This window comes from Massilia sp. 9096, from assembly GCF_000745265.1.
GTDB lineage: Bacteria > Pseudomonadota > Gammaproteobacteria > Burkholderiales > Burkholderiaceae_D > Telluria.
In genome coordinates this window covers 601,151-621,634 of sequence record NZ_JQNN01000001.1, presented here as the reverse complement: position 1 = coordinate 621,634, position 20,484 = coordinate 601,151, and the positions used below count along the sequence as shown (strand labels likewise).

Sequence of the window (20,484 nt, the reverse complement as noted above, 5' to 3'; positions counted from 1 at the left end):
GCAGCCATTAGCGAATATGCATGTTTGTTGTATTCACTAATATAAAGCGTTTCTTTCGGGAAAGCAAACCTTTATGTTGCCATAAGGACACATAATTCAAGTCCATGCGTTCGTCAGGCTCCGGGCGCAGCGCTGCCCAGCGTGGCGTGCTCGACCGCGTACTTGATCAGCTCGGCCTGCCCTTCGATGCCCAGCTTGCGCTTGATGTTCAGGCGGTGCGTCTCGACCGTGCGCACCGACAGCGCGAGCTCGAGCGCGATGCGCTTGTTCGACTCGCCGTTGGCGATGTGGCGCAGCACCTGCTGTTCGCGCGTGCTCAAGGGCTCGCTCTGCGGCGCCCCCGGACGCACCAGCTGGCGCGCCAGCGCGGCGCTGTAGTAGATACCGCCGGCCATCACGGTGTCGATCGCCAGCACGATGTCGCGCCCGGGCGCATCCTTGAGCACGTAGCCGCGCGCGCCGGCCTGCATGGCCTGGGTCACGTATTCGATCTTGTCGTGCATCGACAGGATCAGCACCGCGATGCCGGGATGGCGTTCGGTCAGCTGCGCCGTGGCGTCGATCCCGCCCCCGCTGCGCATGGTGATGTCCATCAGCACCAGGTCGATGTGGGTGCTGCCCGCCAGCGCCAGCGCGTCCGGGCCGGAATCGGCCTCGGCCACGACCCGCAGGTGCGGCACGGCTTCCAGGCGCGCGCGCAGGCCGTCGCGCACCAGCGGGTGGTCGTCCACCAGCATGATGCGGATCGGGTCCCGGCCGCGCTCTTCGATCAGGTCTTCCATATTCAATCCTTTAAGTCGACTGCAGCGCGCACGGTGGTGCCGGCGTTCGACGAGGCGATGTCGAGCCGGCCGCCGATCGCGTCCAGCCGCTCGCTCATGTTGCGCAGGCCGATGCCGCGCTGCGGGTGGCCGGCCACGTGCTCGGGGTCGAAGCCGGCGCCGTCGTCGACGATGGTCAGCACGACGCGGTCGCGCGCGCGCGCGCACGCCAGGGCGATCTCGATCCTGTGCGCGCCGGCGTGGCGCTCGATGTTGGTCAGCGCCTCCTGGGCGATGCGAAACAGGGTGGTGCTCACCGCGGCCGGCAGCGCCTCGACCGCGCCGACGCTGGAAAACGCCACCGGCATCCCGCTGTGCAGCGAGAACTCGTGCGCCAGGTGGTCGAGCGCGGCGGCCAGGCCAAGGTCGTCCAGCAGCGCCGGACGCAGGTCGTGCGAGATCCGGCGCACCTCGCCCAGCACGCCGCCGATCTCCCCGGCGGTGTGCTCGAAAGCGATGCGCGCGCGTTCGCGCTGGGCGTCGCCGCCCTGCAGGCGGATGATGCCGGCCTCGATCTGCAGCTTGATCGACACCAGCCACTGGCTGATCCCGTCGTGCAGGTCGCGCGACAGGCGCGCCCGCTCCTGCTCCTGCGAATCGACCACGCGCTGGGCCAGCGCCTTGAGCTTGGCGTCGGCCACGCGCGATTCGGACAGGTTCAGCGCCAGCCCGCAGGCGCCGATGCCCAGCGACGACAGGATCGCCAGGGCGGCGATCCACCACATCGTGCTGGCGATATTCCGGTTCTGCTGGTCGTCGACCTGGTCGAGCGCGGCCTGCACGTCGTCCAAATACAGGCCGCTGCCCATGACCCAGCCCCAGTTCCGGATCGGCACCACGTAGCCGAGCTTGGGCGCCGACCGGTTGGTCGAGGGCTTGACCCAGTTGTAGCGCACCAGGCCGCCGCCGCGCGCGGCCATCGCCAGCAGGTTCTGGATGGTCGGCGCGCCGAACGGATCGTGCAGGTTCCACAGGTCGCGTCCGACCAGCTCGGGCTGGCGCGGGTGCATCAGGTTGCGGCCGTGCGTGTCGTAGACGAAGAAGTAGCCGTCATCGCCGAAGCTGAGCGAGGCCAGCACGCGCTTGGCCTCAAGCAGCGTGGCCGGGTCGTGGCGCCCGGACGCCGTCAGGTGCGCGATCGCGTGCGAAGCCAGTTCGACGTAGTGTTCGAGCTCGGCCTGCTTGCTGGCCAGGTAGGCGCGCTGGATGGTCGCGTGCTGCTGCTCGGCCAGCGCGAGCGCCTGCTGGCGCACGAACAGCGCGATCGCGCACAGCGCCAGGATCAGCGGCGCGATCGCCAGGAAAATGAGCTTCTGCCTTAACTTCATGCCATGCATGTGGTGAATTGTCGTAACATGAAATTGTACGGCCGATCGCATGCGGCCGCCTCGGCAATGTCCCGTGTTTACGCGGCGCTACGTAGTACTACGCAGCCGCCTGCGTATTCTTGCGCTTGTCGTGCGCTGCTGCGTGCCAGATACTGACCAGTAAGCTTCGCGCAGTGCGCGCAAGGAAGGCCGGCAACGACCGGTCAAACAGAACCGTCCTATCGGAGGAGTCACATGAAACGTCTTACAAGCCAGCTCGGCTGGGTTGCCCTTTCACTCGTGGGCGCGGCGTCGCTCGCCTACGTCGCGCTCCGGCGCGGCGAATCCATCAACGCAGTCTGGATCGTCGTCGCCTCGGTGTGCGTCTACCTGATCGCGTACCGCTTCTACAGCCTGTTCATCGCCAACAAGGTGATGGGCCTGGACCCCAAGCGCCAGACCCCGGCTTATAAATTCAACGACGGCCTCGACTTCGTGCCGACCAACCGCTACGTGCTGTTCGGCCACCACTTCGCCGCGATCGCCGGCGCCGGACCGCTGGTCGGCCCGGTGCTGGCCGCGCAGATGGGCTACCTGCCCGGCATGCTGTGGATCCTGGCCGGCGTCGTGTTCGCCGGCGCCGTGCAGGACTTCATGGTGCTGTTCCTGTCGATGCGCCGCGACGGCCGCTCGCTCGGCGACCTGATCAAGTCCGAAATGGGCGAGATCCCGGGCGTGATCGCGCTGTTCGGCACCTTCATGATCATGGTGATCATCCTGGCCGTGCTGGCCCTGATCGTCGTGAAGGCGCTGACCGGCTCGCCGTGGGGCACCTTCACCGTGATGGCGACCATCCCGATCGCGCTGTTCATGGGTATCTACTCGCGCTTCATCCGTGTCGGCCGCATCGGCGAGATCTCCGCCATCGGCTTCGTGCTGCTGATCCTGGCCATCGTCGGCGGCCAGGCCGTGCACGACTCCCCGACCTGGGGCCCGATGTTCAACTTCACCGGCACCCAGCTGACCTGGATGCTGATCGGCTACGGCTTCATCGCTTCCGTGATCCCGGTGTGGCTGCTGCTGGCGCCGCGCGACTACCTGTCGACCTTCCTGAAAATCGGCACCATCTGCGCGCTGGCGCTGGGCATCGTGTTCGTCGCTCCGCACCTGCAGATGCCGTCGGTCACGCGCTTCATCGACGGCACCGGGCCGGCCTGGTCGGGCAAGCTGTTCCCGTTCCTGTTCATCACCATCGCCTGCGGCGCGGTGTCGGGCTTCCACGCGCTGATCTCGTCGGGCACCACGCCCAAGATGATCGAGAACGAGACCCACGCCCGCTTCATCGGCTACGGCGGCATGCTGATGGAATCGTTCGTCGCCATCATGGCGCTGGTGGCCGCGACCACCATCGACCCGGGCGTCTACTTCGCCATGAACAGCCCGGCCGCGCTGCTCGGCACCACCGCCCAGAGCGCCGCGGCCGCGGTGTCGCACCTGGGCTTCGTGATCACCCCCGACCAGCTGACCCAGCTGGCCAAGGACGTCGGTGAAAACACCATCATCTCGCGCGCCGGCGGCGCCCCGACGCTGGCGGTCGGCATGGCCCAGATCCTGGCCAACGCGGTCGGCGGCAAGGCCATGATGGCGTTCTGGTACCACTTCGCGATCCTGTTCGAGGCGCTGTTCATCCTGACCGCCGTCGACGCCGGCACCCGCGCCGGCCGCTTCATGCTGCAGGACCTGCTGGGCGCCTTCGCGCCGGCCTTCAAGCGCACCGAGTCGCTGCCGGCCAACCTGATCGCCACCGGCCTGTGCGTGGCCGCCTGGGGCTACTTCCTGTACCAGGGCGTGGTCGATCCGCTGGGCGGCATCAACACGCTGTGGCCGCTGTTCGGCATCGCCAACCAGATGCTGGCCGGTATCGCGCTGAGCCTGGGCACCGCCGTGCTGTTCAAGATGAAGCGCGGCCGCTACGCCTGGGTCACGATCGTGCCGACCATCTGGCTGCTGATCTGCACCCTGACCGCCGGCTGGGAAAAGATCTTCGACGAGAACGTCAAGGTCGGTTTCGTCGCGCATGCGCGCAAGTTCCAGGCCGCGCTCGACGCCGGCCAGGTGCTGGCCCCGGCCAAGTCGGTCGACCAGATGGGCCGCATCGTCTTCAACGACTACGTCGACGCGGTGCTGTGCGGCTTCTTCATGTTCGTGGTGGTGGCGGTGCTGGTGTACGGCATCCGCACCGCGCTGCAGGCGAACAGGAGCAGCCGTCCGAGCGCCAACGAGACGCCGTACGTGCCGGCGCCGGCCGCAGCCGAGGTGCAGTGATGTTCAGCACGCTCGCACAAGCCGGCCGCTACCTCGGGCAAAGCATGCGCCTGATGGTCGGCCTGCCGGAATACGATACCTATGTGGCGCACATGGAAAAGACCCATCCGGACCAGCCGGTGATGAGCTACGAGGAATTCTTCCGCGAGCGCCAGCAGGCCCGCTACGGCAACGGCAAGCGCGGCGGATGCTGCTGAACCGTACGCCGTGCTGAACCCGTCGCCCCGGCCTGCGCGCTGGGGCGACGTCTTGCTTCCCTCCCCTCGATTCTCTTCTCCCCTTCCTCTCCTTTTCCTACAACGGCTGAGTAGCATTCCCACCGGATTGATCCACCACAAATAAGCGGCACAAGCCCTCCCCTATAGTCCTTTCTTGCGGGAATTTACTTTCCTGCATGTTGGGTCTGTCGCCGACAGGCCCGTTCGCAGCGCCGACTGCCGGGACCAGCCAGACCATGCTGAATTTCGAGCGTGCCAGCCTCAATCGGAAACTGACGTCGATGTGCTTGCTGGCCGCCAGCAGCGCGCTGCTGGTCGCCTACCTCGCCTTCGCCTGCGGCACGGTGCTCGATCACCGGCGCGCGCAGAACGCGCAGCTGGCCGCACTGGCCGCCGTCACCGCCGCCAACAGCCTGGACGCCCTGCAATTCGAAGACCGCGCGCTGGCCGGCCAGATCCTGGCCGCGCTGGGCAACGCCGGCGGCCTCGAGTCGGCCGTGCTGTACGACCGCCGCGGCCATCCGTTCGCCGCCTGGCGCGCGGCGGGTGCACGCGCGCGCGCGCGCGTGGACGCCGATCTGCGCGGCGTGCCCGAGCTGCCCGACCTGTCCCCGGCCGCGCTGCTCGAAGCCGGCCGCCAGGGCAGCCGGCCGTGGCTGCCGTCGATGCGGGTCTACCGCGCGGTCGGCACGGACGCCGCCGCCGCCGCCGCACCGGCCGGCGTGGTGATGCTGCAGGCCGACCAGGTGCCGATGTGGCTCGACCTGCTGCGCGCGCTCGGCGTCGCGGGCGGCGCCGCGGCGGTGTCGCTGCTGGTGGCCTACGTGCTGGCGCGGCGCGTGCGGCGCAGCATCGCCGACCCGATCGGGAAACTCATCAGCGCCGCGCAAAAGGTCTCGGCCAGCCATAACACCACGCTGCGTATCGCGCACAAGCGCAACGACGAGCTGGGCCAGCTGATCGACAGCTTCAACACCATGCTCGACCACATCGAAGGCCGCGGCGCCGCCCTCACCCATCACCGCGACGAGCTCGAACGCCAGGTCTCGGTGCGCACCGAGCAGCTGGAAAAAGCCAAGAACGCCGCCGAAGCCGCCAGCCGCGCCAAGAGCGCCTTCCTGGCCACCATGAGCCACGAGATCCGCACCCCGATGAACGGCGTGCTGGGCATGACCGAAATGCTGCTCGGGACCGACCTGAGCGACACCCAGCGCAACTACACCCAGCTGGTCAAGCAATCGGGCGAGCACCTGCTGGTGATCATCAACGACATCCTCGACTTTTCCAAGATCGAAGCCGGCAAGCTGACCGTCGAGTACATCAACTTCAACCTGTGGGACCTGCTGGACGACATCCACACGGTCTACACGCCGCAGGCCGAGGCCAAGGGCATCGCGCTGCACTTCGACATCGCCAACGACATCCCGGTGGCGATCTGCGGCGACCCGAACCGGCTGCGCCAGATCATGGCCAACCTGCTCGGCAACGCGATCAAGTTCACCAATGACGGCCGCATCCTGGCCAAGGTGCGCATCGCCAGCGAGGACAGCCAGGCCGTGATGCTGCGCTTCGAAGTGCACGACACCGGCATCGGCATCTCGCGCGAGGCACGCGGCCGCATCTTCGAAGCCTTTTCGCAAGCGGACGATTCGACCACCCGCAAGTACGGCGGCACCGGTCTCGGACTGGCGATCTCGAAGCAGCTGGTCGAGCTGATGGGCGGCGCGATCGGCGTCGACAACGCGCTGATCCAGGGGCTGGAGACCCAGGGCTCGGTGTTCTGGTTCACGGTGGCGTTCGACAAGCGCCGCGTCGATCCGGACGCGCCGGGCGAGCACCAGCACGTCATCGACGGCCTGCGCGTTCTTGTCGTCGACGAGCACGATACCAGCCGCGTCGGCCTGGAGCGCCACCTGGCGGCCTGGCGCGCCGATTGCGACGGCGCCGAGTCGGCCGCGGAAGCGCTCGAGCGCCTGCACGAGGCGGCGCGCGAAGGCCGCCCCTACGACGCCGCCATCCTCGACATGGAGCTCGACCTGGGCAGCGGGCTGCTGCTGGCCGCCGGCATCAAGGCCGATCCCGCCACGCGCGCCACGCGCCTGATCCTGCTCAGTCCCGAACGCCTGGCGGCCGACCCGGTGCAACGGCGCGAAGCCGGCGTCGCCTACCAGCTGATCAAGCCGGCGCGCGCAGCCGACCTGTTCGCCTGCCTGGCGACCCGGCCGCGCGGCCAGGTGGCGCCGGCGCCGCGCTTCATCCCGCCGCGTCCATTGCTGGGCGAGCAGGAGCGTCCGCGCAGCCGGCGCGTGCTGCTGGCCGAGGACAACCCGGTCAACGTCGAAGTCGCGCGCGCGATGCTGGAAAGCCTGGACCTGCAGGTCGCGGTCGCGCGCAACGGCCAGGAAGCGCTGCAGGCGGTACGCGCCGGCGGCCACGACTGCGTGCTGATGGATTGCCAGATGCCGGTGATGGACGGTTTCGCCGCCACCGCCACCATCCGCCGCGAAGAGCGCGAAGCCGGGCGCGGGCGCACTCTGCCGATCATCGCGATCACCGCCAACGCGCTGCAGGGCGACCGCGAAGCCTGTCTCGCGGCCGGCATGGACGACTATCTGTCCAAACCGTTTACGCAGCAGGACCTGGCGGCCGTGATCGGGCGCTGGATCGGCCTGCCTCTGGCGGCCAGCGTGCACCACGAGGACGAGCGGCCGCGCCTGCCGCGCGAAACGGTCGAGGTGATCCAGCGCGACGTCATCAACCGCGTCGCGCTGGAAAAGATCCGGGCCCTGTCGCGCGAGCGCGGCGACGCCCTGGTGCAAAAAGTGATCGAGACCTACGTCGACGACACCCCGCAGCAGCTGAGCACCCTGCGCCGCGCGATCGACGGCCTCGACACCGGCAACCTGCGGCGCATCGCGCACACGCTCAAGTCGGCCAGCGCCAACGTCGGCGCCGAGGCGATGGCCGGCTTGTGCAAGCAGATGGAACAACTGGGCCGCGCCGACACCACCGAGGGCGCGGACGCGATCTTGACCGGCATGGAGCGCGAATTCCAGGCCGTGCGCCACTCGCTCTCCGCCCTCCTAGAGAAGGAAACCTGACATGCCCGCTCCCCACGCCAACAAACGCGGCGTTGTCCTGGTCGCCGACGACGATCCGGTGATGCGCCTCCTGATGCTCGAGATGCTGGACGGCGTCAGCCTGGACGCCATCGAGGCCGAGGACGGCGCGCAAGCCGTCGCCCTGGCGCGCGAGTGCTCGCCGGACCTGATCCTGATGGACGTCGAGATGCCCAACATGGACGGCTTCGACGCCTGCCGCGCGATCCGCGACTCGGCCAACGGCGCCACCGTGCCGATCGTGATGGTGACCGGCGGCGACGACCTGGAGGCCGTCACCAACGCCTACGAAGCCGGCGCCACCGACTTCGTCTCCAAGCCGATCAACTGGCCGATCCTGGGGCACCGCGTGCTGTACGTGCTGCGCGCCAGCGACGCCATCGTGCGCCTGCGCATCGCCGACGCCCAGAACCGCGCGGTGCTGGCGGCGATCCCCGACACGTTCTTTCGCATGTCGCGCGACGGCACCTACCTGGATTACGAGCCGGGGCGCACCGGCGGCGGGCGCGGCAGTGGACACGACGGCCTGAGCCGTTCGCGCGACCCCGCCGGCCAGGCGCGCGCGGCGCTGGCCGGCGCCGATTGCGTCGGCCGCCACGTCACCGACGTGCTGCCGCGCGAGATCGCCGAACGCATGCTGGAAGAAGTCGAAGTCGCGCTGCAGATCCAGCAGGTGCGCTCGGTCGAATACGAGCTGCTGCGCTTCGGCGAACCGCAGCACTTCGAAGCGCGCCTGGTCGCCACGGGCCCGTCCGAAGTGCTCGGCCTGGTGCGCGACATCAGCGAACGCAAGCGCGCCGAAGAGCAGATCCGGCGCCTGGCCTATTGCGACAGCCTGACCGGCATTCCGAACCGCCAGGCCTTCCTCGAGATGCTGGAGCGCGAACTGCAGCGCTCGAAAGTCGGGAACCGCAAGTTCGCGGTGCTGTTCATGGACCTGGACGCGTTCAAGCGCATCAACGACACGCTCGGCCACGACGTCGGCGACCAGCTGCTGCAGATGGTGTCGGAGCGCCTGCGCGAAACCATCCGCCCCAGCGACATGGTGTCGCGCGGCGAAACCGCCGGCGCCGTCGATGGCCGGGGCACCAACCTGGCGCGCCTGGGCGGCGACGAGTTCACGATCCTGATCCCCGACCTCGACCGCGTCGAGCACGCGCTCAACGTCGCCCATCGTGTAAAAGATGCGATGCGCCGGCCCTTCCTCATCGAGGGCAACGAGATCTTCGTGACCGCCAGTATCGGCATCTCGCTGTTCCCGGAAGACGGCGACGATTGCACCTCGCTGCTGAAGTACGCCGACACCGCGATGTACCACGCCAAGAACTGCGGCAAGAACAACGCCAAGCTGTATTCGTCGTCGCTGACGATGCAGATCATGAGCCACGTGAAGCTCGAAGTCGGCTTGCGCAAGGCGCTGCAGAACGACGAGCTGTACCTGCTGTACCAGCCGCAGCTCGACGTGCGCTCGCACGAGATCGTCGGCGTCGAGGCGCTGGTGCGCTGGCGTCACGGCGAGCGCGGCGTCATCTCGCCGACCGAGTTCATTCCGCTGGCCGAGGAGACCGGCCTGATCGTCCCGATCGGCGAATGGGTGCTGCGCACGGCCTGCAACCAGGCGCGCGCGTGGCAGAAGCTGGCGCGCCGGCCGGTGCACATGGCGGTCAATTTATCGGCCAAGCAGTTCAAGGACGAGAACCTGAGCCAGATCGTGCTCTCGGCGCTGCACGACACCGGGCTCGATCCGCGCCTGCTCGAACTCGAGCTGACCGAAGGCACGCTGATGGACGACGCCAAGGCGACGCTGGCCACGCTCGAACAGTTGCGCGGCATCGGCGTGCACCTGTCGATCGACGATTTCGGCACCGGCTATTCGTCGATGAATTACCTGAAGCGCTTCGACGTGCGCGCCCTCAAGATCGACCGCAGCTTCATCAGCGGCCTGCCGCAGGATTCGGAGAACGCGGCGATCACGCGCGCCATCATCGCGATGGCGCACGGCCTCAAGATGGTGGTCGTGGCAGAGGGCGTCGAGACCGGCGAACAGCTGGTGCTGCTGCAGGAATACGGCTGCGACCTGGTGCAGGGCTTTTACCTCGGCCGCCCGGCCCCGGCCGAAGCGATCACCTCGACGCTGCAAAGGCTGTGGGTCCCGCTGCTGCCGGAGCGCTAGCGCTCGACGCGACGTTCACGGGGTGAACGTCAAGGTGGTCCTGGCCGGCCCCGGCAGCAGCGGCGTCGGCACCCCCTTCACCCAGTCCTCGTGCCCGCGCAGGAAGAACGGCGACAGCGGATGCCCGCTCTGCCCGCCCGGCATGTCGAACAGTCCCTCTTCCTCGCGGCCCGGCGATACGACAAGGCGCTCGGACTGCCCGAACTTCGGCGCGGCCACGCGCGGCATGTTGGCGTCGCCCGGCAGCGCATCGGGCGGCGCGCCCAGCCAGCGTTTCAGGAATGGCGCGGCCAGCGTGATCGGATGCGCGATGTCGGCGGTGTTGCGCTTGCCCCAAGTAGCTTGGTCGAGCGTCGTCCCGTCCTTGGTGAGCGCGGCGATCGTGCGGTCGACCGCATCGAGTTGCAGCGCGCGCCAGCTGGCGTAAGGCGCCGGCAGCCAGGCATCGGCGTTGGTTTGCGCATCGAGCAGGCGCTCGATCACGTCCGACCAGCGCGAGGTGGCGACGCCCATGCCGGCCTTCGGATCGAGCTTGCCCATCTCGGCGTTGACGCGCGCGAACAGCACCTCGTACAGCGTCAACCGGTACTGCTGCGCCAGGCGGTAGCCGACCGATCCCACGCTCGCATGGCCGTCCCAGCCCGTCTCCAGCAGGCGCCGCGATTGGGCGCGTCGTGGATGACCGGCCAGCGCTTGCGCATCGAGCAGGGTCAGCAGACGCTGGCGCCAGCTCGCCAGGTACAGCGCGCGGTCGTCCAGCGTGGCCTGGAACGCGGCCGGCACGCCGATCCCGCCGTTGAGCGCGCGCACGCCGTCGCTCAGCTGATGCGTGCGCGCGCCCAGGTCGAAGCCGCCGTCGCCCAACACCAGTGCCCCATGCCCGGCCAGCTGGCGGCTGTTGGCGGTGACCAGCTGGCCGCCGGGCGGATCGATCACGCGCGGATGCTGCCCGGGCGCCAGCACCCCGTTCCAGGTGAGCTCGGGGCCGTCGGGCGAGATCGGCGTCGAAGGCGGCGCCGTGCCGGGCAGGCGTTGCGGCAGCGCGCCGGCCACCGTCCAGCCGATGTGGCCGCGATCGTCGCCGACGACGATGTTCTGGGCCGGGATGCCGTCGCGCTCTGCCGCGTCCAAGGCGTCGTCGAGGGTCTCGGCGGTCTCGAGTTTCAGGTGCTCGAGGTTGAGCGCTTCGGGCGCGTGCGCGATCCAGTGCACCGCATACAGGCGCCCTCCCACGTCGCGGATCGGGCCGATGCTGGTTTCGCGCACGACCATGCGTTCGGCAGCCCGACCCTTCACGAGGATGGCTTCATCGTATTCGCCAGGGGTCTCCCAGCCGGCAGGGGTCCGTACCTGGCCCGGGTGGGCGGCGTCGACACCGAGGCGCACCAGGTCGAGCGTGTCGGCGTAGCTGTTGGTGAAGCCCCAGGCCACGTGGCCGTTGCTGCCGACGATGACCAGCGGCGGCGCGCCCGGCAGGCTGACGCCGACCACGCGCCGCATCTGCCCTTTCGCGTCCGGAAAGCGCAGCGCCAGCCGGTACCAGATGTTGGGCAGCTGCAGGCCGAGGTGCATGTCGTCCGAGACGATCGCCGCGCCGGTCGCGGTGCGCGTGCCGGCAATCGTGAAGTTGTTGCTGCCGACCAGGTCTGCCGGCGCGGCGCCGTAGCCCAGCGCCGCCAGGTCGGCCAGCGCGGGCGCAGGCGCAGGCGCGCGCGCGGGCGTGCGTGCGCCCCACCACGCGGGCGCGGCCGGCGTCGGCGCGGCGCGCCAGGAGGCGGCCGGATCGAGCTGCGGCGCATCGAGCGGCGCATCGTGTGCGCTCCCGGACGGCAGCAGGAAGGCCAGCTGCTCCAGCGTTGTGTGCTCGGCCAGCCAGCCGCGCGCCAGCTCGCGCGCTTCCTGGTTGCCCTGCAAATCGAAGTACATCGCCCACACCACCAGCAGCGAATCGGAAGGCGTCCAGGCGCGCGGCGCGGCACCTAGCAAGGCATACTCGAACGGCCGCGCACCCAGCGCATCCAGACCTTCGTTGACGCCGGCCGCATAGCGCTCGAGAAAGGCGCGCTCGGGCGGCGTCATGCGCTGCAGGATCACGGCAGCGCGCGCGCGGAAGCGATGCAGCCGATGGGCGCGGTCGACCGGCGAGGCCTTCGGCCCGAACAGCTCGGCCAGCTCGCCGGCGGCGCTGCGGCGCAGCAGGTCCATCTGGAAGAAGCGCTCCTGGCCGTGCACGAAACCGGTCGCGTAGGCCAGGTCGAGCCGGCTGGCGCCGCTGATGGTCGGCACGCCGTTGGCGTCGCGCGCCACGGTCACCGGGGCCGAGACGAGAGGCGTGCGCCGGCTGCCCTCCAGCTGCGCCAGGCTGGCGCGCAGGAACAGCCAGACGCCCAGCAGCGCCAGGGCCAGCACGCCCGCGATCAACGCCAGCAGGCGCACGGTCCAGACCTTCCAGTTCGCTCGTCGCATCGGCTCGATTCATGAATAAAATTGAATCTTGCCAGAAAAACCCATGACCCGGCGAGTCCACGACATCACTTCCCCGAATCGGTTCCCATTCGACGTTTGAGCGGATCGGTCAGGACTGCGCCAGGCCGCGTTAAGCTGGATCGGTTGGCGGCAGGACAACTGGGCAGGACAACCGTTGGGGAGGACGTCATGGGTTCTGTGCAGGAACGCGCAAACCGCAGCGTCGCCGGCTCCGCTTCGCGCAGCTTGCGGTGCAGTTGGTCGTGCGGCTCGTCGTTCCGTTGGCTGTCCCGCACCTTGGCCACGCTGTCGGCTTCGCTCCTGGCGTCGCTGATCGCGTTACCGCTGGCAGGCTGCAGCACACCGCAGGAACGCGCCGCGCACCGGCAGGCCGAGGTCGAGCAGATGATGGCCGAATACGGCCCGGCGTGCAGCCGGCTCGGCTACACGCCGAATACCGACCCCTGGCGCGCCTGCGTCCTGCAGCTCAACGCGCGGGATGATCTGCAGCGCTATCAGATGTCGCCGGGCTACTATGGCGGCTGGCATCCGGGCTACTGGAATGGCGCGGGATGGTGACGGCCGAACTGGTGAGGCGGCGCGCGCACTCGGCCTTGGTCACGGCTTCGCGCCGCGCCAGCAGGCGTTCGAGCACGCCCTGGATGTGACGCACCAGCTCCGGGTAACGCGCATCCGGCGGGTGCAAACTGAAACGCACCAGCGGTGACTTTGCGAACATTGCCGCGGTCGCGTCGGCCACACGCGGCGACAGGAAACGTCCGCTGCGGTTGCGCGCCGCGTACACCATCGACGGCGACAGCAAGGGGTCGATGCCGACCTTGTTGCCCTCCTCGTCGCGCAGGCAATGGAAGTGGCTGAAGGTGGTCGTGTAGGCGAACGGACCGGCACGCAGCGCGCGCCACGCGCCTTCGCCCAGCAGCCAGGCCGGCGGCACGAAGCCGGTCGGGGTCCAGCCGCGCGCGGCGAACCATCCGAGTCCGAGCTCGATGCGGCGCCGCGCCTCGTCCTCGGCCAGCGCGGAAAACTCGCCTTCGCGCCGCGTGTAGACGTTGCGCAGGAAACGCTGGCGCAAGCCGCCACCGCCCGCCGCTTCGGTGTCGAGGTGGCTGTAGCCGTGCAGGGCCAGTTCGTCGCCGCGCGCCACCGAGGCGTCGAGGCAGGCTTCCATCGCCGGCGACTGCTCGGGGCGGAAATGATAGTGCGGCACCACCAGCCAAGTCAGCGGGATGTCGGCGACCGCGCGGATCGCCTGCACCAGGCGCAGGCAATCGGGCCAGGTGGCCGGGGCCACGTCGTGGATCGAAACGCACAGCATCGGCGCCGGCTCGGCGGCAGCGCTCACGGGGTTGGGAGACTGGTTTGGCAATTCACTTGGCGACATAGTCTGAGACGCAGATGCGCTCCGGTTCGGTGTAGGCAAAACGGCGCCCGCCCAGCAGGCCGTCGTAGCGGGCGAGCACCTGCGGCAGGATCTCGTTCCAGTCGTAGCGTTCGACCGCCTTGCGGCGCGCGGCTTCGCCCATGCGCTGCATGTCGCGCTCGTAGATCGCCTCGATCGCGCCGGCCAGGCTGTCGACGCTGTTCGGCTCGGCCAGCAGGCCGGTCTCGACGTCGACCAGTTCGGCCACGCCGCCGCTGGTGGTGGCCACCACCGGCAGGCCGCAGGACATCGCTTCCAGCACGATCAGGCCGAAGGTCTCGCAATCGCCCGGGTGCACCAGCAGGTCGCAGCTGGCCAGCAAGCGGGCCAGCTGGCGCTGGTCGCGCTGGAACGGAATCACGGTCAGCCAGGCATACTGCGGCAGCGGCTCGGCCCCTTCGGGCGCGGCGCCGATCAGGATCAGGTGATACGGTGCGCCGAGCTTGCGCACCGCCTCGATCAGGACATGCAGCTTCTTTTCCGGCGTGAAGCGGCCGGCGTAGACCAGCAGGCGCGTCTCGGGGTCGAGCCCGAGGTGCTCGCGCAGGGTCTCGTCGCAGCGCTGCGGACTGAAGATGGCGCTGTCGATGCCGAGCGGCTGGTGCACGGCGTCGTGCACGCCGATGGCGTCGAGCTGTTCGATCATGACGGCGCTGGGCGCCAGCACCACGTCGAACTGGCGGTACAGGTTGGCGAGGTACTTGCGCGAACCGCGCGCGATCCAACTGCCCAGGCGCGGCTCGATCAGGCGCGGCAGGTCGGAATGGTAAAAGGCGATGGCGGGAATGTCGTAGCGCTTGCGCATGCGCAGCGCGGCCCAGGCGCAGTGGCCGGCGTCGCCGGCTTCGACCAGGTCGGGCTGGACGGATTCGAGCACGCGCGCCGGGCCGGACACCGACAGCGGCATGCGAAAACCGTGAAAACCGGGCAGGCCTGCGGCCGGGATGCGGACCAGGTTCGGCACGGCGTCGGCGCTGGTCTCGACATTGGAGCTCAGGATGGTGTGGCGCACGGTGCTGCGGCGCGCGAGCCAGTGGGCCTTGGCATTCAGGTAGGTACTGACGCCGCCTCCTTCGGCCGCGTAAAACATCGTAATGTCAACGAGATGCATGCTGGGGTCCGGTCAATGTAACCCCACGATAGCAGCGTACCCGGTGCGCTTCGTTTGCGCACCGTCAAGCGAGTACCGCCACCCTCACGGGAGGCCCATTATGCACTGCGCCTGTCGAGCATGGCGCGCGCGATGGTTCCCGCATCCACGTACTCGAGTTCCCCGCCCACGGGCACCCCGCGCGCCAGGCGGCTGACCTTCAGTCCGCGCGCCTTGAGCATTTCGCTGATGTAATGGGCGGTCGCTTCGCCCTCGTTGGTGAAGTTGGTGGCCAGCACCACCTCCTGGACCTCGCCGTTGGCCGCGCGCTGCACCAGCTTTTCGAGGTGCAGGTCCTTCGGGCCGATGCCGTCCAGCGGCGACAGGCGTCCCATCAGCACGAAGTACAGGCCCTTGTAGGTCAGGGTCTGCTCGATCATCATCTGGTCGGCCGGGGTCTCGACGATGCACAGCAGCGTATGGTCGCGTTCCGGGTCGGCGCACAGGTCGCAGACCTCGGTTTCGGAAAAGGTATTGCACATGGCGCAGTGGTGCACCGAATCCACCGCCTGGTACAGCGCGCGCGAGAGCATCGCCGCGCCCTCGCGGTCGTGCTGCAGCAGGTGGAAGGCCATGCGCTGCGCCGACTTCGGTCCGACGCCCGGCAGGCGGCGCAAGGCCTCGGTCAGGAAGTCGAGCGATTTGGACATGGGAGGGTGCGGTCCTTAGAACGGCATCTTGAAGCCCGGCGGAATCGGCAGGCCGGCGGTCAGGCCCGACATCTTTTCCTGGGTCGTGGTTTCGGCCTTGCGGATGGCGTCGTTGAACGCGGCCGCGACCAGGTCTTCGAGCATGTCGCGGTCGTCGCCCAGCAGCGACGGGTCGATGCTGACGCGCTTGACGTCGTTCTTGCAGGTCATGACGACCTTCACCAGGCCGGCGCCGGACTGGCCTTCGACCTCGATCAGGGCCAGCTGGTCCTGGGCCTTCTTCATGTTCTCCTGCATGGACTGGACCTGCTTCATCATGCCTGCGAGCTGGTTCTTCATCATGGTATGTTCTCCAAAAGGTCGATCTGAAACGTCAATTGTAGCGCGCGGCGCGAGGTACAGCTCGATATGCGGCCCGATGCGTGCCGCTCAGGTGACTCTTATGTGCCGGGCGGGCGCACCGAACCGGGCACCACGAAGGCGTCGAAACGCCCCTCCAGGTCGCGCACGAAAGGATCGGCGGCCACGCTGGCTTCGGCCTCGCGCTGCAATTGCTCGCGGCGCGCCTTGGCTTCGGCGCTGGCGGTGTACCAGGTCGGGCCGATCTCGGTGTCGATGTTCACGCGCAGCGCCGGGAAGCATTCCTGCAGCGCGGCGCACAGCTTTTCGCTGTTGCCGCTGGCGCGCAGGGTGTCGACCGGCACGCGCAGGCGGAAGGTGACGGCGCCGGCGCTGGGCACGCACTCGATCAGTTCGGTCTGCAGCGCCAGCTGCTGCGCCACGCCGCGCAATGGCAGGCTGGCGGCCAGCGCCGGCCAGTTGCCGTCCCAAGCAATGGCCGGCACCGGCGTGATCACGTAGGCATGCGGCGCCGCACTCGGGGCGGCGAGGCGGCTTGGCGCCGGCGCGGTCACGGCGGCCGGGCCTCGGCGGCGACTGCCACGGCGGTATGGTCGGAAAATTCGGTGACCCAGGCCGGCGGCTCGTCGTCGGCGACCGCCTGGCCCTGGTATGGAGCTTGTTGCGGCGCCTGCTGCCGGACCGGGTGCGGGGCCGGCTGCTGCGCCTGGGCCATGCCCGGCTGCGGCTGGGCCGTCGCCTGCGCACGCGCGCCCGCGTGCGCAGCCGGTGCGGCCGGCGTATCCCAGGGCGCCGCGGCGCTCGGTCGGCTCGGGCCGGGGCCGACGGCGCGGCCATCGCCGGGGCGCCGCCCGCGGGGCCGGCATGCGCTGCGGGGCCAGGGGCCGGCGCGGCAGCCGGCGGCGCCGTTTGCGGCTCGGCCGGTCCCGGCGGCGGACGCTTGGCGCCAGCCGGACGGCCGGCGGCGGCGCGCGCCGCTTCCAGTGCGGCGTTGATGGCCGCACGGGCTGCGCTCATCCCCTGGGCGGCGCCGGCCGGGGCCGGAGCCGGCGCATGGGCTGGCGCGGGCGCATGGGCGGGCGCCGCTGCGGCGGCATGTGCGGCGGTATGTGAAGGTGCGGAAGCGGCGGCGCCCGCAGCGCCAGCCGGACCGGCCGCGGCCGGACGCGCCGGCGGTGCCGAGGAAGCCGCGGCGGCAGCGGCGGCAGCAGCGGCCGGACGCCCTGCCGGCGCCCCGCCCTGCGGCATCGGGCGCGCCAGCGCGGCCGGCGCCGGGCCGGCCACCTGCTCGGCCCCGCCCTGCCCCGGACGGAATGCCAGCATGCGCAACAGCGTCATGGTGAAACCGGCGTACTCGTCCGGCGCCAGGCCGATCTCGTTACGCCCGATCACGGCGATCTGGTAGTACAGCTGCACTTCCTGCGGATCGAAGGTGGTGGCCAGGCGCTGGATGTCGGCCAGCTCGGGCAGGTCGTCCGGCAGCGCGGTCGGCACGCTCTGGGCCAGCGCGATGCGGTGCAGCAGCGTGCCCAGGTCCTGCAGCGCGCCGTTGTACGAGAGGCTGCGGCTGGCCATCTCGTCGGCCACCGCCATCAGGTCGGCGCCGTCCTGGCGCGCCAGTGCGTCGAGCAGGCGGACCAGGTAGGACTGGTCGAGCGCTCCCAGCATGCCCTGCACCGCGTCCAGCGTGACCTGGCCGGCGGCATAGGCGATCGCCTGGTCGGTCAGCGACAGCGCGTCGCGCATCGAGCCATGCGCGCCTTGCGCCAGCAGGCGCAGCGCCGGCACCTCGAAGCTGACGCCTTCCTGGCCCAGGATGTTTTCCAGGTGGCCGACGATATGCCCCGGCGGCATCTGCTTCAGGTTGAACTGCAGGCAGCGCGACAGCACCGTCACCGGGATCTTTTGCGGATCGGTGGTCGCGAGGATGAACTTGACGTGCTCGGGCGGCTCTTCCAGCGTCTTCAGCATGGCGTTGAAGGCGTGGTTGGTCAGCATGTGCACCTCGTCGATCATGTAGACCTTGAAGCGCGCATTGCTCGGCGCATACACCGCCTGTTCGAGCAACTGGGCCATCTCGTCGACCCCGCGGTTCGAGGCCGCGTCCATCTCGATGTAGTCCACGAAGCGGCCGGCGTCGATCGCGCGGCAGGGTTCGCACACGCCGCACGGTTCGGCGGTGATGGTGCCGTTGCCGTCCGGCCCGACGCAGTTGAGCGACTTGGCCAGGATGCGCGACAGCGTGGTCTTGCCCACCCCGCGCGTGCCGGTGAACAGGTAGGCGTGGTGCAAGCGCCCGGTGCGCAGCGCGTGGGTCAGGGCACGGACGACGTGCTCCTGGCCAACCAGCGTTTCGAAGTTCCGGGGACGGTATTTGCGGGCGAGGACTTGATAGGACATGCCCTCGATTTTACCGCAGTTGGCTTGCCGCGAACACTCCAGCAGGCTTAAGACACAACGGGTAAAACGGGGGAAAGAATAAGAAGGCGAGCCTGATCTGCGGCACTTGCGGTGAACGGCCGTGGCTGCTTCGTTCCCGACCTGACCAGGTTAGCCATGCCACAATGCGCAGGGGCCCGCCAGCCGCCATTATAGCGCACTTGCGGCCCTGGGGCAAACCAGCTTCCCCCGGAGCCCGATCGCAAGCGCGATGCCTATATATAGAGAGTATCCGCGCAGCATCGAGACGCCGCGCCTACAGCCCCAGCTGCTGCCAGATCCCGTCCACGCGCGCCTTCACTTCCGGCGTCATCACGATCGGCGTACCCCATTCGCGATTGGTCTCGCCCGGCCACTTGTTGGTCGCGTCGATGCCCATCTTGCTGCCCAGGCCGCTGATCGGCGAAGCGAAGTCGAGGTAGTCGATCGGCGTGTTGTCGACCATGACCGTGTCGCGGGTCGGATCGACGCGGGTCGTGATGGCCCAGATCACTTCCTTCCAGTCGCGCACGTCGACGTCCTCGTCCACCACGACGATGAATTTAGTGTACATGAACTGGCGCAGGAAGCTCCACACGCCAAACATCACCCGCTTGGCGTGACCCGCGTACTGCTTCTTCATCTGCACCACGGCCATGCGGTAGCTGCAGCCTTCGGGCGGCAGGTAGAAGTCGGTGATCTCGCTGAACTGCTTTTGCAGCAGCGGGATGAAGACCTCGTTCAGCGCCACGCCCAGCACGGCCGGCTCGTCGGGCGGTTTGCCGGTGTAGGTCGAGTGGTAGATCGGGTCGCGCCGCATGGTGATGCGGTCGATCGTGAACACCGGGAACCAGTCCTGCTCGTTGTAGTAGCCGGTGTGGTCGCCGTAGGGGCCTTCGAGCGCGTGCTCGAAGCCGGACGGATGGTTCTGGTCCGGGTAGATATGCCCTTCCAGCACGATCTCGGCGTTGGCCGGCACGCGCAGCTCGCTGCCGATGGCCTTGGCCAGCACCGTGCGCTGGCCGCGCAGCAGGCCGGCGAACTGGTATTCGGACAGCGTGTCGGGCACCGGCGTCACCGCGCCCAGCATGGTGGCGGGGTCGGCGCCGAGCGCGACCGCGACCGGGTAGGGCTGGCCCGGGTTGGCGATGCAATGCTCGCGGAAGTCGAGCGCGCCGCCGCGGTGCGCCAGCCAGCGCATGATGACCTTGTTCGGCCCCAGCACCTGCTGGCGGTAGATCCCCAGGTTCTGGCGCTTCTTGTGCGGCCCCTTGGTAATGACCAGGCCCCAGGTGATCAGCGGCGCGATGTCGCCCGGCCAGCAGTGCTGGATCGGCAGGCGCGCCAGGTCGACGTCCTTGCCTTCCCAGACGATCTCCTGGCAGGCCGGCCCCTTTACTTCCTTGGGCGCCATGTCCCACACCGCTTTCACGAGCGAGCCCATGTCCATGATGTCCTTGAATCCCTTGGGCGGCTCCGGCTCCTTCAGGCGCGCCAGCACGTGGCCGATGCGGCGCAATTCGCTGACGTCGTCGGCGCCCATGCCGAGTGCGACCCGGCGCGGCGTGCCAAATAAATTGCCAAGGACGGGAACTTGATGACCGGTCGGCTTCTCAAACAGCAGAGCCGGGCCGCCGGCACGCAAGGTGCGGTCGCACACTTCCGTCATCTCGAGGTTGGGCGAAACCGGAAAGGAAACCCGCTTTAGTTCACCAATGTCTTGCAACTTGGCAATAAAATCACGTAAATCTGAGTAGTTCATCTATTTTTAATTCTTTTTTACATCTTTTGAGCAATTCGAGCAAGTGTTGGCAAGTGATTGATTTGCCAAAGAATTGATGAGCTCGAGCCTAAAAGCTAGATTCAAAAGTTATGAAGCACGATAGTGCTAGTATTGACTTGATATAAACGAGCTTCTACAATCCGCCGTACTGAGTGAGCCGGGCACGTCCAGAACGTGATTTTAGCCGGTCTCCTGCTTTCACGGGGTCGGGGCCCCAATGACATTTGTAAGGAGTGTTTCCCTGGGCGTCTGC

13 protein-coding genes, 1 other RNA gene and 1 pseudogene are annotated in these 20,484 nt (G+C 68.4%); 5 read left to right on the top strand and 10 right to left on the bottom strand.

The annotated features are described in order from the left end of the window. Positions 1-113 precede the first annotated feature (113 nt). Both FA90_RS02640 and FA90_RS02635 read right to left on the bottom strand, forming a co-directional pair. Positions 114-782, bottom strand: coding sequence for a response regulator transcription factor (locus tag FA90_RS02640; protein WP_051971350.1), 669 nt, complete (start codon positions 780-782; stop codon positions 114-116). A 2-nt stretch (positions 783-784) separates the two neighbouring features. Beyond that, the gene (locus FA90_RS02635) at positions 785-2,149 is read right to left on the bottom strand and encodes a cache domain-containing protein (RefSeq protein ID WP_036173802.1); all 1,365 of its coding nucleotides are present in this window, start codon (positions 2,147-2,149) and stop codon (positions 785-787) included. A gap of 234 nt (positions 2,150-2,383) precedes the next feature. Between FA90_RS02635 and FA90_RS02630 the strand changes: the two genes are divergently transcribed. The 4 genes from FA90_RS02630 (at position 2,384) to FA90_RS02615 (ending at position 9,963) form a co-directional block, all read left to right on the top strand. Next, complete coding sequence (locus FA90_RS02630) at positions 2,384-4,453, top strand: carbon starvation CstA family protein (protein ID WP_036165644.1); 2,070 nt, start codon at positions 2,384-2,386, stop codon at positions 4,451-4,453. After that, on the top strand, positions 4,453-4,650 hold the full coding sequence (locus tag FA90_RS02625; RefSeq protein WP_036165641.1) for a YbdD/YjiX family protein: 198 nt from the start codon (positions 4,453-4,455) through the stop codon (positions 4,648-4,650). Before FA90_RS02630 ends, FA90_RS02625 begins: the two co-directional genes overlap by 1 nt. Positions 4,651-4,907: 257 nt before the next feature. After that, positions 4,908-7,772, top strand: coding sequence for a response regulator (locus FA90_RS02620; protein ID WP_036173799.1), 2,865 nt, complete (start codon positions 4,908-4,910; stop codon positions 7,770-7,772). 1 nt (position 7,773) lies between these two features. Then, a complete protein-coding gene (locus FA90_RS02615) occupies positions 7,774-9,963 on the top strand; it encodes a bifunctional diguanylate cyclase/phosphodiesterase (protein WP_036165638.1) in 2,190 nt (729 codons plus the stop codon). 15 nt (positions 9,964-9,978) lie between these two features. Here the strand turns inward: FA90_RS02615 and FA90_RS02610 are convergent, their stop codons facing one another. Continuing rightward, on the bottom strand, positions 9,979-12,429 hold the full coding sequence (locus FA90_RS02610) for a penicillin acylase family protein (RefSeq protein WP_036165635.1): 2,451 nt from the start codon (positions 12,427-12,429) through the stop codon (positions 9,979-9,981). A 189-nt stretch (positions 12,430-12,618) separates the two neighbouring features. Here FA90_RS02610 and FA90_RS25445 point away from each other — a divergent pair, with 189 nt between their 5' ends. Beyond that, positions 12,619-13,008: a hypothetical protein gene (locus FA90_RS25445; RefSeq protein WP_239700509.1), complete on the top strand. Its 390-nt coding sequence runs from the start codon at positions 12,619-12,621 to the stop codon at positions 13,006-13,008. On the opposite strand, the gene FA90_RS02605 is transcribed toward FA90_RS25445, so the two are convergent. From FA90_RS02605 to ubiD, 7 genes and pseudogenes are all read right to left on the bottom strand, one after another. Then, entirely contained in the window at positions 12,917-13,792 is an 876-nt protein-coding gene (locus FA90_RS02605; protein WP_239700508.1) for a DUF2334 domain-containing protein, read from the bottom strand. The genes FA90_RS25445 and FA90_RS02605 overlap by 92 nt on opposite strands. Before the next feature lie 25 nt (positions 13,793-13,817). Continuing rightward, a complete protein-coding gene (locus FA90_RS02600; RefSeq protein ID WP_051971349.1) occupies positions 13,818-14,981 on the bottom strand; it encodes a glycosyltransferase family 1 protein in 1,164 nt (387 codons plus the stop codon). Between the two features lie 98 nt (positions 14,982-15,079). Further along, positions 15,080-15,670 carry a recombination mediator RecR gene (recR, locus tag FA90_RS02595; protein ID WP_036165633.1) on the bottom strand — a complete coding sequence of 197 codons (591 nt, stop codon included), beginning with the start codon at positions 15,668-15,670 and terminating at the stop codon, positions 15,080-15,082. Positions 15,671-15,685: 15 nt separating this feature from the next. After that, complete coding sequence (locus FA90_RS02590; protein WP_036165631.1) at positions 15,686-16,012, bottom strand: YbaB/EbfC family nucleoid-associated protein; 327 nt, start codon at positions 16,010-16,012, stop codon at positions 15,686-15,688. Positions 16,013-16,110: 98 nt separating this feature from the next. Continuing rightward, positions 16,111-18,430 (bottom strand): annotated as a pseudogene (locus tag FA90_RS02585) (DNA polymerase III subunit gamma/tau). An 82-nt stretch (positions 18,431-18,512) separates the two neighbouring features. Beyond that, an RNA gene (ffs, locus tag FA90_RS25440) (signal recognition particle sRNA small type) lies at positions 18,513-18,611 on the bottom strand. A 114-nt stretch (positions 18,612-18,725) separates the two neighbouring features. Continuing rightward, positions 18,726-20,210: a 4-hydroxy-3-polyprenylbenzoate decarboxylase gene (gene ubiD, locus FA90_RS02580; RefSeq protein ID WP_081933592.1), complete on the bottom strand. Its 1,485-nt coding sequence runs from the start codon at positions 20,208-20,210 to the stop codon at positions 18,726-18,728. Between the last annotated feature and the right edge of the window lie 274 nt (positions 20,211-20,484).

Bases quoted from the DNA above. Each gene is read 5' to 3' on its own strand.
- FA90_RS02640 (WP_051971350.1), bottom strand. From the start codon at position 782: ATGGAAGACCTGATCGAAGAGCGCGGCCGGGACCCGATCCGCATCATG.
- FA90_RS02635 (WP_036173802.1), bottom strand. From the start codon at position 2,149: ATGAAGTTAAGGCAGAAGCTCATTTTCCTGGCGATCGCGCCGCTGATC.
- FA90_RS02630 (WP_036165644.1), top strand. From the start codon at position 2,384: ATGAAACGTCTTACAAGCCAGCTCGGCTGGGTTGCCCTTTCACTCGTG.
- FA90_RS02625 (WP_036165641.1), top strand. From the start codon at position 4,453: ATGTTCAGCACGCTCGCACAAGCCGGCCGCTACCTCGGGCAAAGCATG.
- FA90_RS02620 (WP_036173799.1), top strand. From the start codon at position 4,908: ATGCTGAATTTCGAGCGTGCCAGCCTCAATCGGAAACTGACGTCGATG.
- FA90_RS02615 (WP_036165638.1), top strand. From the start codon at position 7,774: ATGCCCGCTCCCCACGCCAACAAACGCGGCGTTGTCCTGGTCGCCGAC.
- FA90_RS02610 (WP_036165635.1), bottom strand. From the start codon at position 12,429: ATGCGACGAGCGAACTGGAAGGTCTGGACCGTGCGCCTGCTGGCGTTG.
- FA90_RS25445 (WP_239700509.1), top strand. From the start codon at position 12,619: ATGGGTTCTGTGCAGGAACGCGCAAACCGCAGCGTCGCCGGCTCCGCT.
- FA90_RS02600 (WP_051971349.1), bottom strand. From the start codon at position 14,981: ATGCATCTCGTTGACATTACGATGTTTTACGCGGCCGAAGGAGGCGGC.
- recR (WP_036165633.1), bottom strand. From the start codon at position 15,670: ATGTCCAAATCGCTCGACTTCCTGACCGAGGCCTTGCGCCGCCTGCCG.
- FA90_RS02590 (WP_036165631.1), bottom strand. From the start codon at position 16,012: ATGATGAAGAACCAGCTCGCAGGCATGATGAAGCAGGTCCAGTCCATG.
- ubiD (WP_081933592.1), bottom strand. From the start codon at position 20,210: ATGAACTACTCAGATTTACGTGATTTTATTGCCAAGTTGCAAGACATT.